At 46.1% G+C, this 18,589-nt stretch carries 16 protein-coding genes and 1 riboswitch; of the genes, 8 read left to right on the top strand and 8 right to left on the bottom strand.

The genetic code is table 11. The features are described 5' to 3' along the window. Complete coding sequence (locus N2245_RS07415) at positions 1 to 693, top strand: thiamine diphosphokinase (protein WP_494536097.1); 693 nt, start codon at positions 1 to 3, stop codon at positions 691 to 693. 20 nt (positions 694 to 713) lie between these two features. Continuing rightward, complete coding sequence (acnA, locus tag N2245_RS07410) at positions 714 to 3,461, top strand: aconitate hydratase AcnA (protein ID WP_494536096.1); 2,748 nt, start codon at positions 714 to 716, stop codon at positions 3,459 to 3,461. 21 nt (positions 3,462 to 3,482) lie between these two features. Here acnA and thiE read toward each other — a convergent pair whose 3' ends face one another. The 5 genes from thiE to N2245_RS07385 form a co-directional block, all read right to left on the bottom strand. Further along, positions 3,483 to 4,136, bottom strand: coding sequence for a thiamine phosphate synthase (gene thiE, locus N2245_RS07405; protein WP_494536095.1), 654 nt, complete (start codon positions 4,134 to 4,136; stop codon positions 3,483 to 3,485). Between the two features lie 145 nt (positions 4,137 to 4,281). Next, entirely contained in the window at positions 4,282 to 5,364 is a 1,083-nt protein-coding gene (locus N2245_RS07400) for an ABC transporter substrate-binding protein (protein WP_494536094.1), read from the bottom strand. Between the two features lie 8 nt (positions 5,365 to 5,372). Continuing rightward, positions 5,373 to 6,152: an ABC transporter permease gene (locus N2245_RS07395; protein ID WP_494536093.1), complete on the bottom strand. Its 780-nt coding sequence runs from the start codon at positions 6,150 to 6,152 to the stop codon at positions 5,373 to 5,375. Continuing rightward, positions 6,118 to 6,906, bottom strand: coding sequence for an ABC transporter ATP-binding protein (locus N2245_RS07390; RefSeq protein WP_494536092.1), 789 nt, complete (start codon positions 6,904 to 6,906; stop codon positions 6,118 to 6,120). Before N2245_RS07390 ends, N2245_RS07395 begins: the two co-directional genes overlap by 35 nt. A 48-nt stretch (positions 6,907 to 6,954) precedes the next feature. Further along, a riboswitch (TPP riboswitch) is annotated at positions 6,955 to 7,076 on the bottom strand. 60 nt (positions 7,077 to 7,136) lie between these two features. Beyond that, a complete protein-coding gene (locus N2245_RS07385) occupies positions 7,137 to 7,907 on the bottom strand; it encodes an inositol monophosphatase family protein (RefSeq protein WP_494536091.1) in 771 nt (256 codons plus the stop codon). A 152-nt stretch (positions 7,908 to 8,059) separates the two neighbouring features. Here N2245_RS07385 and N2245_RS07380 point away from each other — a divergent pair, with 152 nt between their 5' ends. Together N2245_RS07380 and N2245_RS07375 are read left to right on the top strand one after the other, a co-directional pair. After that, positions 8,060 to 8,686, top strand: coding sequence for a helix-turn-helix domain-containing protein (locus tag N2245_RS07380; protein ID WP_494536090.1), 627 nt, complete (start codon positions 8,060 to 8,062; stop codon positions 8,684 to 8,686). Positions 8,687 to 8,726: 40 nt separating this feature from the next. After that, complete coding sequence (locus tag N2245_RS07375) at positions 8,727 to 10,025, top strand: MFS transporter (RefSeq protein WP_494536089.1); 1,299 nt, start codon at positions 8,727 to 8,729, stop codon at positions 10,023 to 10,025. A 35-nt stretch (positions 10,026 to 10,060) separates the two neighbouring features. Here N2245_RS07375 and clpB read toward each other — a convergent pair whose 3' ends face one another. Both clpB and N2245_RS07365 read right to left on the bottom strand, forming a co-directional pair. Next, positions 10,061 to 12,664 (bottom strand): ATP-dependent chaperone ClpB, encoded by a 2,604-nt coding sequence (gene clpB, locus N2245_RS07370; RefSeq protein WP_494536088.1) that lies wholly within the window; start codon positions 12,662 to 12,664, stop codon positions 10,061 to 10,063. 18 nt (positions 12,665 to 12,682) lie between these two features. Continuing rightward, positions 12,683 to 12,991, bottom strand: a complete 309-nt coding sequence (locus tag N2245_RS07365) for a MerR family transcriptional regulator (RefSeq protein ID WP_494536087.1) — start codon at positions 12,989 to 12,991, stop codon at positions 12,683 to 12,685. Between the two features lie 194 nt (positions 12,992 to 13,185). Between N2245_RS07365 and N2245_RS07360 the strand changes: the two genes are divergently transcribed. Genes N2245_RS07360 through N2245_RS07350 form a run of 3 tightly spaced genes read left to right on the top strand, consistent with a single transcriptional unit; the run spans position 13,186 to position 17,023 of the window. Beyond that, entirely contained in the window at positions 13,186 to 14,769 is a 1,584-nt protein-coding gene (locus N2245_RS07360) for an amidohydrolase (protein WP_494536086.1), read from the top strand. Positions 14,770 to 14,783: 14 nt separating this feature from the next. Beyond that, positions 14,784 to 15,818, top strand: coding sequence for a M42 family metallopeptidase (locus N2245_RS07355; RefSeq protein ID WP_494536085.1), 1,035 nt, complete (start codon positions 14,784 to 14,786; stop codon positions 15,816 to 15,818). After that, complete coding sequence (locus tag N2245_RS07350) at positions 15,812 to 17,023, top strand: trans-sulfuration enzyme family protein (RefSeq protein WP_494536084.1); 1,212 nt, start codon at positions 15,812 to 15,814, stop codon at positions 17,021 to 17,023. Before N2245_RS07355 ends, N2245_RS07350 begins: the two co-directional genes overlap by 7 nt. Before the next feature lie 49 nt (positions 17,024 to 17,072). Here N2245_RS07350 and N2245_RS07345 read toward each other — a convergent pair whose 3' ends face one another. Next, a complete protein-coding gene (locus N2245_RS07345) occupies positions 17,073 to 17,459 on the bottom strand; it encodes a hypothetical protein (RefSeq protein WP_494536083.1) in 387 nt (128 codons plus the stop codon). 109 nt (positions 17,460 to 17,568) lie between these two features. Between N2245_RS07345 and N2245_RS07340 the strand changes: the two genes are divergently transcribed. Further along, positions 17,569 to 18,543: a CapA family protein gene (locus tag N2245_RS07340; protein ID WP_494536082.1), complete on the top strand. Its 975-nt coding sequence runs from the start codon at positions 17,569 to 17,571 to the stop codon at positions 18,541 to 18,543. The last annotated feature ends 46 nt before the right edge of the window (positions 18,544 to 18,589 follow it).

Genomic DNA, 18,589 nt, shown 5'->3' with positions numbered 1-18,589 from the left:
ATGCTAGCGGTACTTGTATCCGGGGGCGAGATGTCGTCTCCAGATCTATTTGCCCCCTTATTGAAGGAAGCAGATTTTCTTGTAGCAGTCGATTCGGGTTATCATTTGTTTCGGACAGCAGGAGTCAAGCCCAACCTCTTGGTTGGTGATCTTGACTCCATCTCTCCAGAGATGCTTACCCATGCTCGAGAAGCTGGAGTTGACCTAATAACATTCCCGACCGAAAAGGATTATACAGATACTGAATTAGCCATAAATCAGGCTATCGATAATGGTTGTTCAACCATCTTGGTCGTAGCTCCTTTTGGAGATAGGATCGATCATACTTTGGCCAACGTTCTCCTGTTGACCTCTCCTAAATTTAGGAATTGTGACCTGAGATTGCTTAATGAATATCAGGAAGTGCGGCTTATTAGAGGGTCTATAAGCATTCACTCTCGCCCTGGAGAGCTGATATCTTTATTACCACTGTCGGATGTGGTTGAGGGCATAACTACTGCTGGGCTCTATTACAGGTTGCAAGATGCTAACATGATTAGAGGACCGGCTCTGGGAATTAGTAATGTTGCTACTTCAGAGATAGTGTCAGTCTCTGTTGTTTCTGGTGATCTACTGCTAGTTCGGATATTCTGGAATGGCTTGGACTCTGATGAATATATACGTAATGAGCTTGGATGTAAGCCGCTAGACTAATCTCATTTGGAGGCAGTGCTATGGAAAGAGCAAGCAATGATGGGCTAGGTTCCTTAGATGCCTTTTCGACGCCTAAGGGGACTTCTTATTCGTACTATAGCCTAGAGAAGCTAGCATCTCAGGGATATACATCAATAGATAAATTACCCTTAACTATAAAGCTATTTCTTGAAAACCTTTTACGTAATTCCTCCCGAGAGAGCCAGAGCGAAATAGATCGCTTAGCCAAATGGTCTCCTCAAGATGCCGGCGGATATGAATTTCCATGGATGCCTGCTAGGGTATTGTTACAAGACTTTACTGGGGTACCTGTAGTGGTTGATCTTGCAGCTATGAGGTCGGCTGCAGCGCGTATGGGTAAAGATCCTAAGAAGATCAATCCTTTGGTACCTACAGATCTTGTTATAGATCATTCTGTACAAGTGGATTTCTTTGGTACCAGGATGTCTTTCTATCAGAACGTTGAGCTAGAGTACCAGCGCAACGCGGAAAGATATGCATTGTTGAGGTGGGCTCAACAAGCTTTTGATAATTTCAGGGTTGTTCCTCCCGGTACTGGTATTGTTCATCAGGTTAACCTTGAGTACCTCGCCAAAGTAGTGCAAGTGTCTACACATGGCGACAAACAGATAGCTTATCCAGATACCTTAGTAGGGACTGATTCTCATACCACCATGGTTAATGGGCTTAGCGTTCTTGGATGGGGCGTAGGTGGTATTGAAGCCGAGGCGGTACAGCTGGGGCAGCCTATGTATATAGTCTGTCCCGAGGTTATAGGTTTTAGAATAACCGGCGAGATGAAAAGTGGTACTACAGCCACCGATCTAGTATTGACCATCACTCAGATGCTGAGGCAGAGAGGCGTAGTGGATAAATTTGTAGAGTTCTTTGGTCCTGGCCTGGATAAGCTTAGCGTTGCTGATAGAGCTACGATTTCGAATATGTGTCCCGAGTATGGAGCTACAGCCGCTATTTGGCCTATAGACGACGAGACACTTAGATATCTTAGGATGACAGGCAGATCTGATGAACTGGTTGATCTTGTAGAACGCTATGCCAAGCTTCAGGGAATATTCAGATATTCCGACTCAGCGGAGGCTACCTATAGCGATGTGATAGAGCTAGATCTGTCTACTGTTGAGCCAAGCATGGCCGGACCTAGGAGACCCCAGGACAGAGTGGCTCTCCAGGATGTAAGAAAATCCTTCTATGATACCTTTGGATCCCTGATACGTGCCCATAATGAGCAATCTCATGGTGTTGACAGTAGTTCTTCTTTGGGGACTGCAACACTTGAAGCCAAGCGAGTAGTTGATGTGAGATTGGACGGTCAGCATGGGGAAATTTCAGATGGATCGGTAGTGATAGCCGCTATCACCAGCTGCACCAATACTTCTAATCCATCTGTTATGCTCGCCGCAGGGTTGGTGGCCAAGAAGGCTGTAGAGCGCGGGCTGCTTAGTAAGCCTTGGGTAAAGACAAGCCTTGCACCTGGATCTCAAGTGGTTACTGATTATCTTGAGCGATCAGGGCTTCTCTCATTCCTCGAGGCTTTACGTTTCCACCTGGTTGGTTATGGATGCACAACCTGTATAGGCAATAGCGGTGCTATATTAGGCCCTGTTGCCGAGGCGGTTCAGGAGAATGAGCTGGTGGTAGCTGCGGTTCTCAGTGGTAACAGGAATTTTGAGGGTAGGATAAATCCACTGGTTAGAGCTGCATATTTGGCTTCTCCTCCGTTAGTCGTGGTTTATGCTCTAGCTGGGACTGTCGATTTGGACCTTACCAGAGATCCCGTGGCCTATGATCCTAACGGTCAACCAGTATTCCTGCATGACATATGGCCTACGCAAGAGGAACTCAATGAAGTACTTGAAAAGTCTGTAAGTGGTGACTCTTTCCGGAAAATATACTCAAACGTGTTCTCTGGAGACGATCATTGGCGCAATCTTCCCGTGCCTCAAGGGGAACTTTATAGCTGGGATCCCGACTCTACTTATGTTCAAGAGCCGCCTTACTTTGATGGTATGTCGATTGATCCAGAACCTCTTCAGGACATACGCGGGGCCAGGGTCCTTGCCTTACTTGGCGATAGTGTCACTACTGACCACATTTCGCCAGCAGGATCTATCCCCAGGAATAGTCCTGCTGGCGAATATTTGATGGAGAAAGGGATACCCCCTGTACAGTTCAACAGCTTTGGTTCTCGTAGAGGTAATCATGAGGTGATGATGAGGGGTACGTTTGGCAACATACGCCTGCGGAACATGTTGGTCCCTGACAGGGAAGGCAACTGGACCATACATATCCCCTCAGGTGAGGTAACAAGCATTTATGAAGCTGCGATGAAATATAAGGACGAAGGCGTGCCTCTGATAGTAATAGCCGGTAAAGAGTACGGAACAGGGAGCTCCAGGGATTGGGCAGCTAAGGGGCCGAATCTTCTTGGAGTTAAGGCCGTGATAGCTGAGAGTTTCGAGAGAATACACCGAAGTAACCTTATAGGCATGGGCGTGCTTCCTCTACAGTTCCTGAATGGACAAAATGCCCAGCGTCTAGGGTTGAGTGGCAAAGAACTCTATTATATATCTGGAATAATGCACATGGAGAAACCGAGATCTAAGCTACCGGTTGTAGCTGTGCGTGAGGATGGATCCCAAGTAGAATTTGAGGTCCTAGCGCGAATCGATACTCCAAAAGAGCTTGAGTACTACAAGCATGGAGGAGTGTTGCAATACGTCCTAAGATCCTTGATCAAAGAGAATTAGGTACAGGTAGGGTAGCTGCCTCTAGCTAGAGGCAGCTACCCTTAGAGAGTCAACAAGTTTTCTTATCTCTTGTGCAGCGCTCTTTGGGTCATCTGCACCTACTATTGCAGTTGTAACTCCAGGACATAAGATGCCAGTGGACATAACGTCTTTTAGATTATCTGCCCTTATACCTCCGACAGGTACGACCGGAATACTTACTGTCTGCGTGAGCCGTCGAAGGCCATCTATTCCCATAGAGGGACCTTTATCGATGGCCCATCTTGTCCTGAATAATGGCCTGGCGACTATAAAGTCAGCGCCTGCTTCCTGAGCTTCTAATGCTTCCTGGGGGTCGTAAGCACTGGCGGCTATTAGCATGGTATCCCCTACTAGCCTTCTTACGACCTCTATAGGTAGGTCTTCTGGTCCCAAGTGCACTCCATCTGCTTCTACAGCCATGGCTATATCTGGTCGGTCATTTATTATCAAGTAGGCATTATATTGCCTAGTAAGTTCCCTCAGCTGTTTGGCGACTTCATATTGCCTTCGAACGGTAGCTCTCTTATCTCTAAATTCGATAACATTAGCCCCACCCTCTAAAGCGAGCTTTGCTACCTCCGTGTGCATTCTACCACCTGATAGGTCAGGGTCCGTTATCACGTAAAGGTTAAAATCTAGTGCCTTGGTAGGCATTAACTTCACCTCCAGTAAACAAGTAGCACCTAGCGCGGAATAAAAGACTGTACTTAGTACAGCACTAATACTGCCAGCAATATAGCATAAAACTAGTTTCTGGTAAGCAAGCTATATAACCCCAGCTACAGCTAGATCCGAAATCCTAGCTATTACCGTAAGGTAGCAACTCGTTCGTGAAATAGGACTTATAGTCAGGCTCCTGCTTGAGGGGTTTATTGTCAGGACCTAGCAGATTACCTGTTTTGTACATGAAGCGTGGATAATTTGTCCATACGCTCAGATCCTGTATACCCCAGTGCTTCTTTTCTGCTTTGTATCTAGGACTCAGCCACCTCTGACTCTCTACAACCAATCCTGGATCCGGAAACGTACCCTTGGGTGCTGCCTGTATCAGTATCTTTGCCGAATCATCAGGATGCTTTATAGCATACTCATAGCCTCTAGCCGTAGCCTCCATGAATCTCTTAGCTAATTCGTGAGATCTGTCTAAGAATTTTCGGCTGGTGATTATAACTGGTGTGTAGTAGTCGGGTACACAATAGTCCTTAATATAGAATACGTTCAGTTTAAGCCCCTCTCTCTTTGCCTGAATACCTTCCCATCCCATAAATATCCATACGAAATCTGCTCTCTTGGCCTTTAGAGCTTCATATCCAAATACGTTGGTGGTTACTGTCTTGAAATCTCCCTTTCCACCGTCGCACTTTATTACTTCCGATATAACTGGTTTCTCAAAAGGAGAGCCAAAGCCAGCGTATCTTTTACCATCGAGCATTCTTGGCCTGCTAATACCGGATTCTTTCAGAGTAACCAAGGCAGAAGTGTTGTGTTGTATGATAGCAGCGACAGATACAACGTCTAATCCTGCTGCTTTGGAGGTGACGACCCCTTCCTCGAAACTGATACCGAAATCCGCCTTACCCTGAGATACTAACTGATTAGTATCTGTTTCAGAGTAAGGGAGTATCTTGAGGTTTATCCCTTTTTCTCTGTACCATCCCTTCTGCAGGGCCACATATATGCCTGTGTGGTTTGTATTTGGAGTCCAATCGAGTGCCAGCGTTACGGTCTGTAATTTCTTGTTGCTTCCTTCGCTTGAGATTGGTGTTGTTGTGAATGTACCTCTTACAACACTTGGAGTTGCTTGAGGAGCCTGGCTACCGCATGAAACTATCAGTAACATCAAGATAGTTAGGATAAGATATATTTTGCTCTTGCTGAACATACAACCTCCTACGAAGTAGCTTTTGCATGCCATGGTATTAGTTTGCGCTCGACTAGATTTGTCAGCCAGAATAGACCTACACTAAGCAATGCAGTAACACATATTGCTGCAAAGACTAGATCTGTTCTGAAAGAGTTCTTGGCTGTTTGGATGAGTATGCCCAATCCTTGATAAGCTCCAACATATTCTCCAAATATTGCTCCTATTACTCCGTAAGTAACACCGACTTTTATCCCGGAAAATAGGTAGGGTAGCGAGGCAGGTAACTGAACCTTGGTCAGCGTTTGTAGCCTATTGGCACCCATGGTCTTCAGCAGCTTTATAAGCTCCCGGTCGGTACTGCGAAGTCCATCTACCATGGCAACTACTATCGGGAAGAAAGTCACCAGCACTACGACTATGACTTTCGGAGCCAGTCCAAAGCCGAACCATAATACAAGTAAAGGAGCGAGCGCGACCATAGGTATAGTTTGAGACACTACGAGCACTGGATATAAGGTTCGATCCACGAGTTTAGAAATATCTATCAGGATGGCTAGGAACGAGCCTACTATGATCGAGATGGTCAAGCCTATGGCAGTTTCTAGTAGGGTATAGAGAGTATTGTTCAATAGATCACTTCTTGCATACCATAGGGCAGCAACTATCCTTGAAGGAGATGGCAATACCGTTTGGTCGACTCCTGCGGCTCTAACGTAAACTTCCCAGACAAGGAGCATCAGCATTATAAATAGTATTGGAAGCAGTAATTCACTATTTGACTTGTGCTTTGACTTTACTTCCTTCACCTAAACTCTCCATAATTTCCCGCTTTATTGCCAAGAATTCTTCGCTAAGCTTCATGTCCAAAGTTCGGGGCCGGACAAAAGGTACATTTAGCACCTCCAAAATTCGCCCGGGTCTTGGAGTAAATACTACAACTCGGTCGGAAAGCCATATAGCCTCTTCGATATCGTGTGTAACCAGCAGCGTAGGTATCTTGATTTCGTCCCATACGCGCATTAGCCAAGTCTGCATTTCGACTCTGGTTAGTGCATCCAGGGAAGCAAAGGGTTCATCCAGCAGCATAGCCCGACCTTCACAGCACAGAGTTCTTATAAAGGCTACTCTCTGTCGCATGCCTCCAGATAATTTGGAAGGAAGTACGTCCTCAAAACCTTTTAGTCCTGCCAGTCGAAATAGTTCTTGAGCTCTACGCCTAGCGGTTCTCTTATCGACACCCTTGAGTTCTAATCCTAGTATTGAGTTGTCGAGAGCAGTACGCCAAGGTAATAACAAGTCCTTCTGAGGCATATAACTAACACGTCCTAGCCTATGGGTGGAACTACCGATAAGAACCTTCCCCTGTGTTGGCTCTTCCATACCTGATATGATGTTTAGTAATGTTGTCTTGCCACAGCCACTAGGACCTATTAGGGATACAAATTCTTGGTCATATACTGTAAGATCGACGCTATCCAAAGCTTTTGTAGCCGTAGCGCCCTCGCCGAATACTTTGGATATCCCAATTACTTCAATGGCGATGTTAATCTCTGTTGACATGTCCCATCACTCCCAAACAAAAAAGCCGTCGGGTAGAAGCCGACGGCCAAAGAGATCTATGTGATTCCCTGCGCCAGCATTACCCGGTTCAGGTTCCAACGGTCGGTGGAGCTCCCTGGGGATTGTCCACCCTCTCAGCCCGGCTGACCCGAGCTCCCGTATCCTCAATATTTACTTGTCACCAGACTATAGCAACGCCGATAACCTTTGTCAATCTAGAAGTTGGCAATCTAGACCCTACTGGTAATGTTTATCATAGCCTCGTGTAGTTTGCCGTTCGAGGCAACTATTTCGTTCTTATAGCTAGTAAACTTACCCCCATAGAAGTCAGTTACCTTACCTCCCGCCTCCTGAACTATTATAGCTCCTGCGGCTATATCCCAAGGGAAAACATATCTTTCATAGTATGCATCCATCTGCCCTGTTGCTACATAGCAAAGATCTAGCGAGGCAGATCCTAGCCTTCGTACTCCTTGAGCATGCAATGTGAAGTAAGTCCATAGCTCTATTATGCTCGAGACCTCTGACCTATCATATGGAAATCCTGTGACCACAAGGGAATGTATCAAATCCTCAGTATCTGAGACCTGTATAGGTTTGCCGTTCTTTAGGGATCCTTCGCCCCTGGCTGCCGTGAACATCTCATCCGATATGGGGTTGTAAACCACTCCGAGTATCGTCTCTTCCTGATGCTCAAGGGCTATGGATACTGCGAACAGAGGAAAGTTGTGCGCGAAGTTTGTGGTGCCATCTAAGGGGTCGATTATCCACCTGAGAGGCTGAGTGCCCTCCTTGATACCACTCTCTTCCGCGTATAAACCATGATCAGGAAATGCCTTGTGTATAGTTTCTATGATTGTCTTTTCAGATTCAAAATCCGCGGTTGTTACTAAATCCACCCGGCCTTTATAGTGAACCTGTACACCTTTCTCAAACATGCTTCTCAGGACTTTTCCGGCCTTGTAAGCTGCCTCGATAGCTACTTCCAGCTCTTTTTGCACTCTCTTTTCTCCGATCGATCAGATAATTGGTTTCCTTAGGCATTTTAGTACAATCGGGCCTGGGATTCTCCGATGTTGTATTTGCGGATACACGTTAGTACATATATGATTGATCTAGCTAGAAACATGATGCTTCAGGAGTAAAGCTTTCCATGAGTAAGCGGGTCGATGTTGAGACCAGGGTTCGTGAGCTTGCATCTAAGCACCCTGGTTGGACTCCCAGTCAAATAGCTATTTACCTTCAAGGAGAGAATATCAAGATCACGAGCGACGAAGTTAGGAGAATACTAAGAGGCTCTCAAACTGGTTCGTCAGCACGCACGCGCTCTGCCACACCTGTTACCCGACATACTAGTAGCTTGCCTATAGGTACTATCTTCGGGCTAATCTTTTTCATAATTCAGACAGCTGTGTCCTATGTAGATCCCAATAACTACTACCTTTATGCTGAGATTGCATTAGCAGTGATCGCAGTTGGGCTTATAATATGCGGTGCCTTAGCTTCTCGTATTGGAGCTCTAGCTGCGAATGCTGGAGCATTGGCCGGTCTTGTATTTGGCATAGTCAGCTTTTTGCTCTTAGTAGTATCATATAATTTCTTCCCAGGGATCTATTCTAAGTTGCACTATGATGTTTATCCAACAGCACGAGAGTTTATACCCAACGGTCTAGTTCTTTATGTTGCTTTCTTGATTGTCTCTGTAGTAGCTGGGTTCGTCCTAGGATGGATAGGAGGGAGGCTATTTGGACGTAGAAAGAGGAGAGTTGCATTTCAGTAGCTTTTAGCTGATCATAGGGCTAAAAAGTTGAGGAAAATGCATGCTTGCCAACCTTATAAAAGGTGTTCCATACTCGTTCAAGCCCCTGCTTAGTCCTGCAAGTTGGGTGCTCTATGACCTTGCGAATACCATATTCAGCTTTGCTGTACTCAGTTTTTATTTCCCTCTGTGGCTCAAGGCTGTTGGAGGCTCGGATCAAATTTTTACTAACGCTCTGGCTGTCTCTTACTTGTTGGTCTTCATTACGGCTCCAATCCTAGGTGCTGTATCAGATCAAGCCCGTCGTAGAATACCCTTTCTCGTAATTACTACCTTGATATGTGTAGGATTTACATTTTTCCTGGGAAGTGATGGGCTTCTGTTGTCTCTAGCACTAGTTGCTATTGCTAACTACTTCTACCAGGTAGGGTTGATATTCTACGATGCTTTGTTAGCTGATGTTAGTACTGAGAAAAACCGGGGACTTATCGGAGGCATAGGCGTTGGATTAGGATACTGTGGATCTATAGTTGGTCTACTAATTGGTAGCTTAGTACTAGGCGATAGCACATCAACTGATAGATACAGTTTGGTCTTCAAGGGTATAGCCTTATCCTTCTTATTGTTTTCTTTGCCTTGTTTTTTTCTTGTAAGAGAGAAAGAAAGGCGTGCACTCGTAGTGTCCCCAGCTTCTGCTGCGGCAGAAGTACTGCATAACCTTAGAAATACATGGGGGCTTATGAGGCGTTGTGAAGGACTTGGCAGATTCCTCTTAGGCAGGGTTTTTTATACAGATGCAGCTAATACCCTTATATTAGTCATGGCTATCTATATGACTGAGGAGATTGGGCTAAGTAGGACGGATGCTGAGAAGATAGCATTTGTTAGCATCATAGCTGCGATATTCGGAGGCATCCTCTGGGGCGTAATAGTTGACCGTGTGGGACCCAAAAGGACGCTGGAAATGGTCCTGATCCTTTGGATGATAGTGCTTGCCTCGGGCATAGCTGTTCCTATCCTTCATTTGAGCTCGCAATTCTTTTGGTTGATAGGTTGCCTAGCAGGTATAGCCTTGGGAGGAACATGGAGTTCTGATAGACCGATGATGATAAGGCTATCGCCGCGTGACTACCTGGGGCAGCTTTACGGATTGTACAGTATGGCAGGTCGTTTTTCAGCTATAGTTGGACCAGTGCTTTGGGGATTAATAGTTGATACATGGGGACTTGGGCGACCATTGGCGGTAGCTATCTTACTGATCATGATCTTAATTAGCTATCTGCTTCTGCGTAAAGTAGATGATGGTGTGAGAGCTTGGATGGGAGAAAAATATGTGCCCGTTACCACATATTTGCAGTAACGGGCACAACCCAAAATATAAGATTTTATGCTTGTCTATACTTCGGCTGCTTCAGGCTCTCTAGCTTTGGCACTGAACTGGATCTGTCCATTCACATAATCTACTAAGATAGTATCTCCATCCCTAAATTCGCCTTGCAAGATCCTCATAGCCAGAGGCTGGACAACTTCCTTCTGTATAACCCTCTTTAGGGGACGTGCGCCATACACCGGGTCGTATCCAGCGAGCGCTAGATGCTCCTTAGCACTTGGCGTTAGCTCCAAGGTCATGTGCCTGTCCTTGAGCCTTTCCCTTAGGCTATTTAGCTGCAGCTCTACTATCTGCTCGATCTGCTCAACCCCTAGAGGCTTGAATATCACTATCTCATCTATTCTATTGATCAACTCCGGCCTGAAGTGTGCTCTCACTGCATCCATGACTCTGCTTCTAACCTCTTCCCAGCTCAGGCCAGGTTCCATGATCCATTGACTACCAAGGTTCGAGGTCATGATTATTATGGTATTTCTGAAGTCTACAGTTCTCCCTTGCCCATCAGTGAGCCTACCATCGTCCAGCACCTGCAGGAGTATGTTCAGGACTTCAGGGTGAGCTTTCTCTACTTCATCGAATAGTATCACGCTGTAAGGCCTTCTTCTCACTGCTTCGGTCAACTGCCCAGCCTCTTCATATCCAACGTATCCAGGAGGAGCTCCTATGAGCCTGGATACAGAATGCTTTTCGGTATACTCGCTCATGTCTATTCTGACCATAGCCCGCTCATCGTCGAATAGAAACTCGGCTAGAGCTCTGGCAGTTTCGGTCTTACCTACTCCTGTTGGACCCAAGAACAGGAAGGACCCTATAGGGCGATTAGGATCCTGCAACCCAGCTCTCGCGGCTCTTATGGCGTTAGCCACCGCAGATATAGCCTCATCCTGACCGACAACTCTCTGTCTCAGATATTCTTCCATGTGGATAAGTTTCTCCACCTCGCCAGATAGTAACTTGCTAACAGGTATGCCTGTCCAGCGGCTAACTACTTCTGCTATATCCTCTTCAGTCACCTCCTCTTGTACCATTCGGTTTTCGGAGGTCCTTGCAAGTCGCTCCTCTAGCTCTTTGAGCCTCCTCTCCAGATTAGTCAGGTCAGAGTACTTGAGTTGAGCAGCCCGGTTGTAGTCGTAACTCCTCTCTGCCTGCTCGATCTCATGCTTGACCCTATCTATACTCTCCTTTACAGAGTTTATTTCCTGTAGCAGGGACTTCTCTCTTTCCCACTGCATACGCAGGGCTTCTCTCTTTTCCTTGAGATCAGCCAGTTCCTTCTCAAGGTTAGCTAGTCTCTCCTTAGAAGCTTCATCCGTCTCCTTCTTGAGAGCCTCGCGCTCTATCTCTAGCTGCAAGATCCGACGCTCAAGCTCGTCGAGCTCCACTGGCATGGAGTCTATCTCCATCCTTATCTTAGACGCTGCTTCATCCACCAGGTCTATAGCTTTGTCTGGTAGAAAACGATCCGATATGTATCTATGAGAGAGTACCGCAGCTGCCACTAAAGCGCTGTCTCTGATTCTCACGCCGTGATGGACTTCGTACCTCTCTCTTAGACCTCGCAGTATGCTGATGGTATCTTCTACAGAAGGTTCGCTAACGTAAACGGGCTGGAACCTTCTCTCCAGGGCAGCGTCCTTCTCTATATACTTGCGGTACTCATCCAGAGTAGTGGCACCTATAACTCTGATCTCACCTCTAGCTAGCATAGGCTTAAGTATGTTCCCTGCATCTATTGCGCCTTCTGCAGCGCCTGCACCCACTACAGTATGAAGCTCATCTATAAACAGGATGATCTTGCCTTCGCTGCTGGTTACCTCTTTGAGCACGGCCTTCAGTCTTTCCTCAAACTCACCACGGAACTTTGTGCCTGCCACCATGCCAGCTAGATCAAGCTGGATTATTCGGCAGTTTTTGAGACTCTCTGGTACATCTCCACGTACTATTCTCTGGGCTAATCCCTCGACTATGGCTGTCTTGCCTACCCCAGGCTCGCCTATAAGTACTGGGTTGTTTTTCGTGCGTCTGGATAGCACCTGAATAACGCGCCGAATCTCTTCGTCTCGACCTATCACTGGGTCTAGCTTGCCTTGCTCAGCCAAAGCTGTGAGGTCACGTCCGTACTTCTCAAGAGCCTGGTATTTCTCCTCGGGGTTAGGATCTGTGACCTTCTGGTTACCCCTTACCTTAGACAACGCTTGCAACACGGTATTCCTGTCAAGGCCCCTGCTTCTTAGTATTCTCCCAGCGGTGCCCATGTCTTCACACAGAGCCAGTAATAGGTGCTCTGTGCTCAGATATTCGTCCTGCATCTGTTGAGCTTCTCGCTCAGCATTAGAGATGATTCTTGATAGTGCAGGCGAAAGGTAAACCTGTACACCCGTGCCACTTACTCTTGGTAGTCTACTAAGCTCAGCCTCTAGTCCCCGCACTAAGTCTTCAGGTGAAGATCCAGCAGACCTAACAACCGCCGGTACGATGCCGTTTTCCTGAGTAAGCAGAGCATAAAGCAGGTGCTCAGGCTGTATTTGACTATGGCTCCTGTTTTCAGCCTCTCTTTGAGCTTGAATAATTGCCTCTCTAGCTTTTTCGGTCCAACGCTCTGCGTTCATGTTGATCACCTCTATAGTTCATTCTTGCTCTTCCTCTCCTGACCATTCACGCATTGAATGCCAGGATCTCCGTAGTCTCAAGACTTCCCTAATACCAGCGTAATTGATGCCCTTCTTAGCTAGCCGGGCTATCTCTATAATTAACTCTACGTCTTCGTCGGAGTACCTTCTTGTCTGTCCTTCGGTCCTAGCAGGACTAATCAACCCGTATTCCTCGTATTGCCTCAATGTATGAGTAGGTACTCCTGTCATGATGGAAACTACACTTATTGAATACTTTGGGAACTTTCTGTCTTCATGATAGTTCTGGTTGCTATCCTTTCTCATACTTCATCCTACTAAATCTAAGAATTTTTGTCAAGTTTTATGTATAACAATGGTAAGCATGAATTATAAGGTTACAAAACTTGCATGACGTTTGCTGTTCATAATTTTACCTAAATATCTCAGACATTGATTGCTTTACACTGCGATAAACGGGGATATAGAATGCCTAGGTGATTTAATCTGAGGTATTGTGTATGAGTAAAAAGATCTTCTACAACGCTCGCTTTCTAACGCTCAGGTCCCAAGAGGAGGTTGTCGAAGCTATTGCGGTTCAGGATGGCAGAATAGTCGCTCTGGGCTCTCGAGGTGATTGTGAGAGCGTACTTGGTACTGGTTTCCAGAGTATCGATCTATTTGGATACTGCGTAATACCTGGATTGACGGATAGTCACATCCATTTTGCTGAGTTCTCGAAAAAACAGGATTGGCTTGATCTTTCTGAAGTTAATTCGCTGCAAGACACTCTACAGAAGGTAGCACAGAGAGCTTCAGCTCTCCCAGCGGGTTCTTGGTTACTTGGAAGTGGTTGGACGATGAATAATTGGCAAGATGCTAATAGACCACCCTCTAGGCGAGATCTTGATAACATAGCCCCTGACCACTTAGTGGCACTCTTTAGCAGGGATTTCCACTCTGTATGGGTCAATACTCTTGTGTTAGAGCGTGCGGGAATCTCTAGAGATACTTCTGCGCCTCCAGGAGGTGAAATAGCTAGAGATGAATCAGGAGAACCTACTGGTTGGCTTTTAGAGAATGCTCAAGACCTGATAGATCATCTTCTACCGGATTACTCTCAGGAGCTGCCTGAGCTTATAGCGAAAGCCTCTTATAAGCTGCTCTCCAGAGGTATCACTTCCATACATGATTTTGATGGTGTAGATGCTATAGAGGCTTATAAACAGCTATCCTCCAACAGGAAGATTGGGTTTAGAGTATATAAAACTATACCAGCTTACTATCTGGAAACTGCTATAGAGCAAGGCCTCAAGACCGGGCATGGTGATGAATGGTTCAGGATAGGGCCCGTTAAATTCTTCTCCGATGGTGCTTTAGGTTCTCGTACTGCTGCAATGCTCGAGCCCTATTTAGATGATCCTAGTAACACTGGAATAGAGGTAATGAGTCTTGAGGAATTGAAGGAAGGTATATATAAGGCCAACAATAACGGTATCGCTTGTGCTATACATGCCATTGGAGATAGGGCTAATCGGAACGTCCTAGATGCATTCGAATACAACTTTGGAATTGACACGAATTTCAGAGGCTTCAGAAACAGGATAGAGCATGTACAGCACCTCCATCCTAATGACCTTCCTAGACTCGCACAGCTAGGGATAATAGCCTCGATGCAACCCATTCATTGTATCTCTGATATGATGGCTGTAGACAAGCTGCTTGGTGATAGGGGGAAGTTTTCCTACGCTTGGAAAAGTCTGTTAGCCCAGGGAACAAGCTTGGCCTTTGGCTCAGATTGCCCTGTAGAAACCCTAGATCCTTTTGTCGGAATATATGCGGCTGTTACAAGGCGCAGGCATGAGTACGCTCCAAATGGATGGTATCCTGAGGAAAGGATATCAGTTTATGATGCACTGCGCGCCTATACATTCGGTGCCGCTTATGCTTCTGGGGAGGAATCTATAAAGGGTGTCATTGACGTTGGCATGCTTGCAGATTTTGCAGTAGTGTCATGTGATCCTTTACATTGTGATCCCGAAGCTTTGCCGGAGACGAAGGTACTCGCTACCTACGTAGGTGGAGAGGAAGTCTATACATCTTAAGTTGGAGGTTTTTGATGAACGAGTCTCTTTTGCGCGGTCTGCTTACCACTCCTGGTGTATCCGGTAGAGAGGAAAAAATAAGAAAGTATGTCATAGATCAACTCTCTTCTCTCGTCGACGAGGTTAGCGTCGACGCTATGGGTAATGTTATAGGGGTGAAGCATGGAGAAGAACCTAGTGTAATGCTTTCAGCACACATGGATACCATAGGATTTCTCGTCAGCCACATCGATGATGATGGCTTTATACGCTTTGTACCAGTTGGAGGTTTCGACCCTAGGACCCTGGTGATGCAGAGGGTAATAGTCCATGGGAAGAACGATTACCCCGGGTTGGTATCCCCTTCTTCTAAACCTATACATCTCAGTAGGCCAGAGGATCGAGACAAAGCTATAAAAATAGAAGAGCTCTTTATAGATCTCATGATGCCGCCTGACAAAGTCAAAGAGAATGTGCAGGTAGGCGATCCTATTTCACTTTGTCGAGAAGTGCTCGTCAATGAGTGGTCATTTGCTAGTGCATACCTAGATGACCGCATTGGGGTTTACATAATGCTAGAGGCTCTCAAGAGAGCCTCTCCCAAGGTCAAGGTGTATGCTGTGGCATCGGTACAGGAAGAGGTGGGTCTCCGGGGAGCCCGTACTAGTGCTTATGGTATAAATCCAAGCATAGGTGTTGCTATTGATGTAACTATTGCGGGCGATATACCCGGGATGGATAAAACTCAGCAGGTTACATCTTTAGGCAAAGGAGCTGCTATCAGCATAATGGATGCTGATTCGATTTCTGATCCTAGACTAGTTTCACAGTTTAGATCTGTAGCGGAGAAGTACAATATTCCATATCAAATGGAAATTTTGCCTAGGGGAGGCACAGATGCCGGGGCCATCCAGCAAGCGCGTGCAGGGGTGCCGGTAATAACGCTTTCCATACCAGTAAGATATATACATACTGTTAACGAATCTGCCAGGATATCTGATCTAGAAGCTACGGTTGATCTTCTGGCTAAGTTTTTGGAACATGCCCACGAGGTGGATCTATCATGGTAAGCAGATCTGATGGTAAACCTCTAGGATTCAATACCCGGCTTGTTCACTCGAGCACGTGCAGCTCACGAGTAGGAGACGTAAAGCCCGTAGTTCCTCCTATCTATTCTAGCGTTACCTATGTTTCTGAAGATCCAGCAGATCTTAAGGCCATTCTGCTTGGTGAGAAAGAAGGATACGTATACAGCCGTAATGGTAACCCTACGATATCTGAACTAAGAAAAGCTATAGCTGATATAGAGGCAGCTACAGATGCTGTAGTCTTTGCTAGTGGTATGGCGGCTATCCATGCTTCGCTGATTGCACTTGGCGTATCTCCTGGGACTAAGATTGTTGCCAGTAAGGACCTGTACGGCGTTACTGTTTCCCTGCTGAATGAGGTTATTAGACCTTTAGGAGTCGAGGTAATTTACACAGATCTGACCGATATAGAGAACGCTGAGCGCGTGATTACCTCTCAGAAGCCGCTAGTAGTGTTCTGTGAAACAGTATCTAATCCTTTGTTGCGAATAGTGGATATCAGGGCTCTAGCGGATATAGCTCATGCTGTAAGAGCTTTTCTCGTTGTGGATAATACTTTCTGCACTCCCCTTATGGTCAGACCTCTTGAGCTGGGAGCAGATATATCTCTGAACTCTACTACCAAGTATATTAGTGGCCATGGGGATGTGGTCGGAGGATGTGCTGCGGGGGCTTGGGACGTGTGTGGCCGGATGCAATCTGTAGCCATCTATAGTGGGGGCGTAATGGGTCCTTTTGAGGCTTGGCTTACTCTGCGAGGCATGAGGACGCTAGGGCTAAGATTTGCTAAACAGTGTGAGAATGCTCAGGCTATAAGCCGGCTTCTAAAGGATCATCCAGCAGTATCTACAGTAAATTATCCCGGCCTCGAGTCTCACCCACAGCATGATCTTGCTTCTGACATGTTCCATGGAACATACGGAGCTATGCTATCCTTCAGACTCAAAGACGATACAGTTGAGTCTGCTTATAGATTTATGCGTGCCTTGAAGATATGTCTACCTGCAACTAGCCTTGGTGATGTCTTCACCCTAGTTCTTCATCCTGCTACTAGCTCTCACCTTACCATGAATGAGGAGAGCAGACTTGCTGCTGGTATAACTCCGGGGTTAGTGAGGATATCTGCCGGTATAGAAGACACAGATGATATATTGACGGATATTGCTAACGCGCTCGATGCAGTCTAAAGATATCTCCCTTGAGAGAAAACTCTCAAGGGAGATAAGTCCTAATTTATTAGGACCCAGGACGAATCTCTCGACCGTAGTGTCTATCCTCACCAGTGATTGGTCTCGTTCTAAACCCAGGTATTTCCTGCGGTTTTCTTAGGCTATTGTTCTCATGCCAAGCCATAATTAGGAGCACAAACGATGCAGGCAGGAAAAATAGCCCTGTAAAGTAGACAAATGGAATAAAGTTTCCATCGTCCATCATGGGCACAAAGCCTAGCCCCCTTATAATGGCGGCTATAGGTGCTATAAGGCCCATCAAAGCCGATATGCCTGCCCAATATAGGTAGGCGCGCAGGGACCTGTCCACAAATCTTAATCCAATAACACTGGCCAGGAGCAACCCGATCGAGATGATGGTGAGTATGATTAAGATTATTTGTATTGGATGCATATCTACAATTTACTACAAGTGAGCGCTTCTTGCCAAGCCTAAACAATAGCTTCAGGGAATAAAGTTTGCTGCCTAAGATAGGTAGGAGAATAGGAGGCAGAAAACAGGCATGAAGATTTGCTTTCTCGGCGATGTAATGCTCGGAAGAGGGGTGAATGAAGCTTCCAGGCACATGTCTCCCCAGGAGCACTGGGGTGATACTCTCGAGCTGTTGAGTTTGGCAGACTTGCGTATTATCAATCTAGAGTGTGCTATTACTGATTACCATATCCCATGGACAAAGACTCCCAAGGTATTCCACTTCAGAGCTGACCCCAGAGCAGTAGAGATCCTTAAGACTGCTCACATAGATATATGTTCTCTAGCTAACAACCATACTCTGGATTTCTGTGAACAGGGCTTACTTGACACGCGAGAGTATCTGCTTAAAGCTGGTATTTGTCCTGTAGGTGCTGGGAAAGATATTTATGAAGCTTCTAAGTCTTGTATAGTGAAGGCTGATAACTTCATAGTAGGTGTAGTAGCTTTTACCGATAACGAACCTACGTTTGCTGCTGGTGAAAATAAACCCGGGACAAACTATCTAGAGGTATCTTTGGATCCATCCGTTCTAACTAAGGTAGAGACAGCTATCCAGCGGACACGAGATCTGGGAGCTGATGTGGTGATATTCTCAGATCACTGGGGACCCAACATGAGATTGCGTCCCTCACCTCTATTTAGGCAGTTTGCTCACCGAGTCATCGAATTAGGCGCTGATGTTTTCTACGGCCATAGTGCTCACATATTTCAAGGCATAGAGATATATCAACATAAGCTGATACTCTACGATACAGGAGATTTTATTGACGATTATGCTGTTGATCCTGTCCTACACAATGATTGGTCTTTTGTATTTGAATGCTCGTTTGAAGACCATAGCTTTTCATCCCTGACCCTTTATCCAGTTAAGCTTTCTTTTGCACGTGTGCAAAGGGCGAGGGGCCAAGAGTGTCAACAGATAATCCGCAGGATGTTGGAGCTGTCTGCTGAGTTAGGGACTAAGTTAGATGTACGAGATGAACTTATAGTATACCAAGTATGAGGTTATTGCATAACTGAGTTATGGTTCTTCTATGTGTTGGGGGATT

This window comes from Thermobaculum sp. T2p (assembly GCF_059335935.1).
This window is presented reverse-complemented; position numbering and strand designations above follow the sequence as displayed.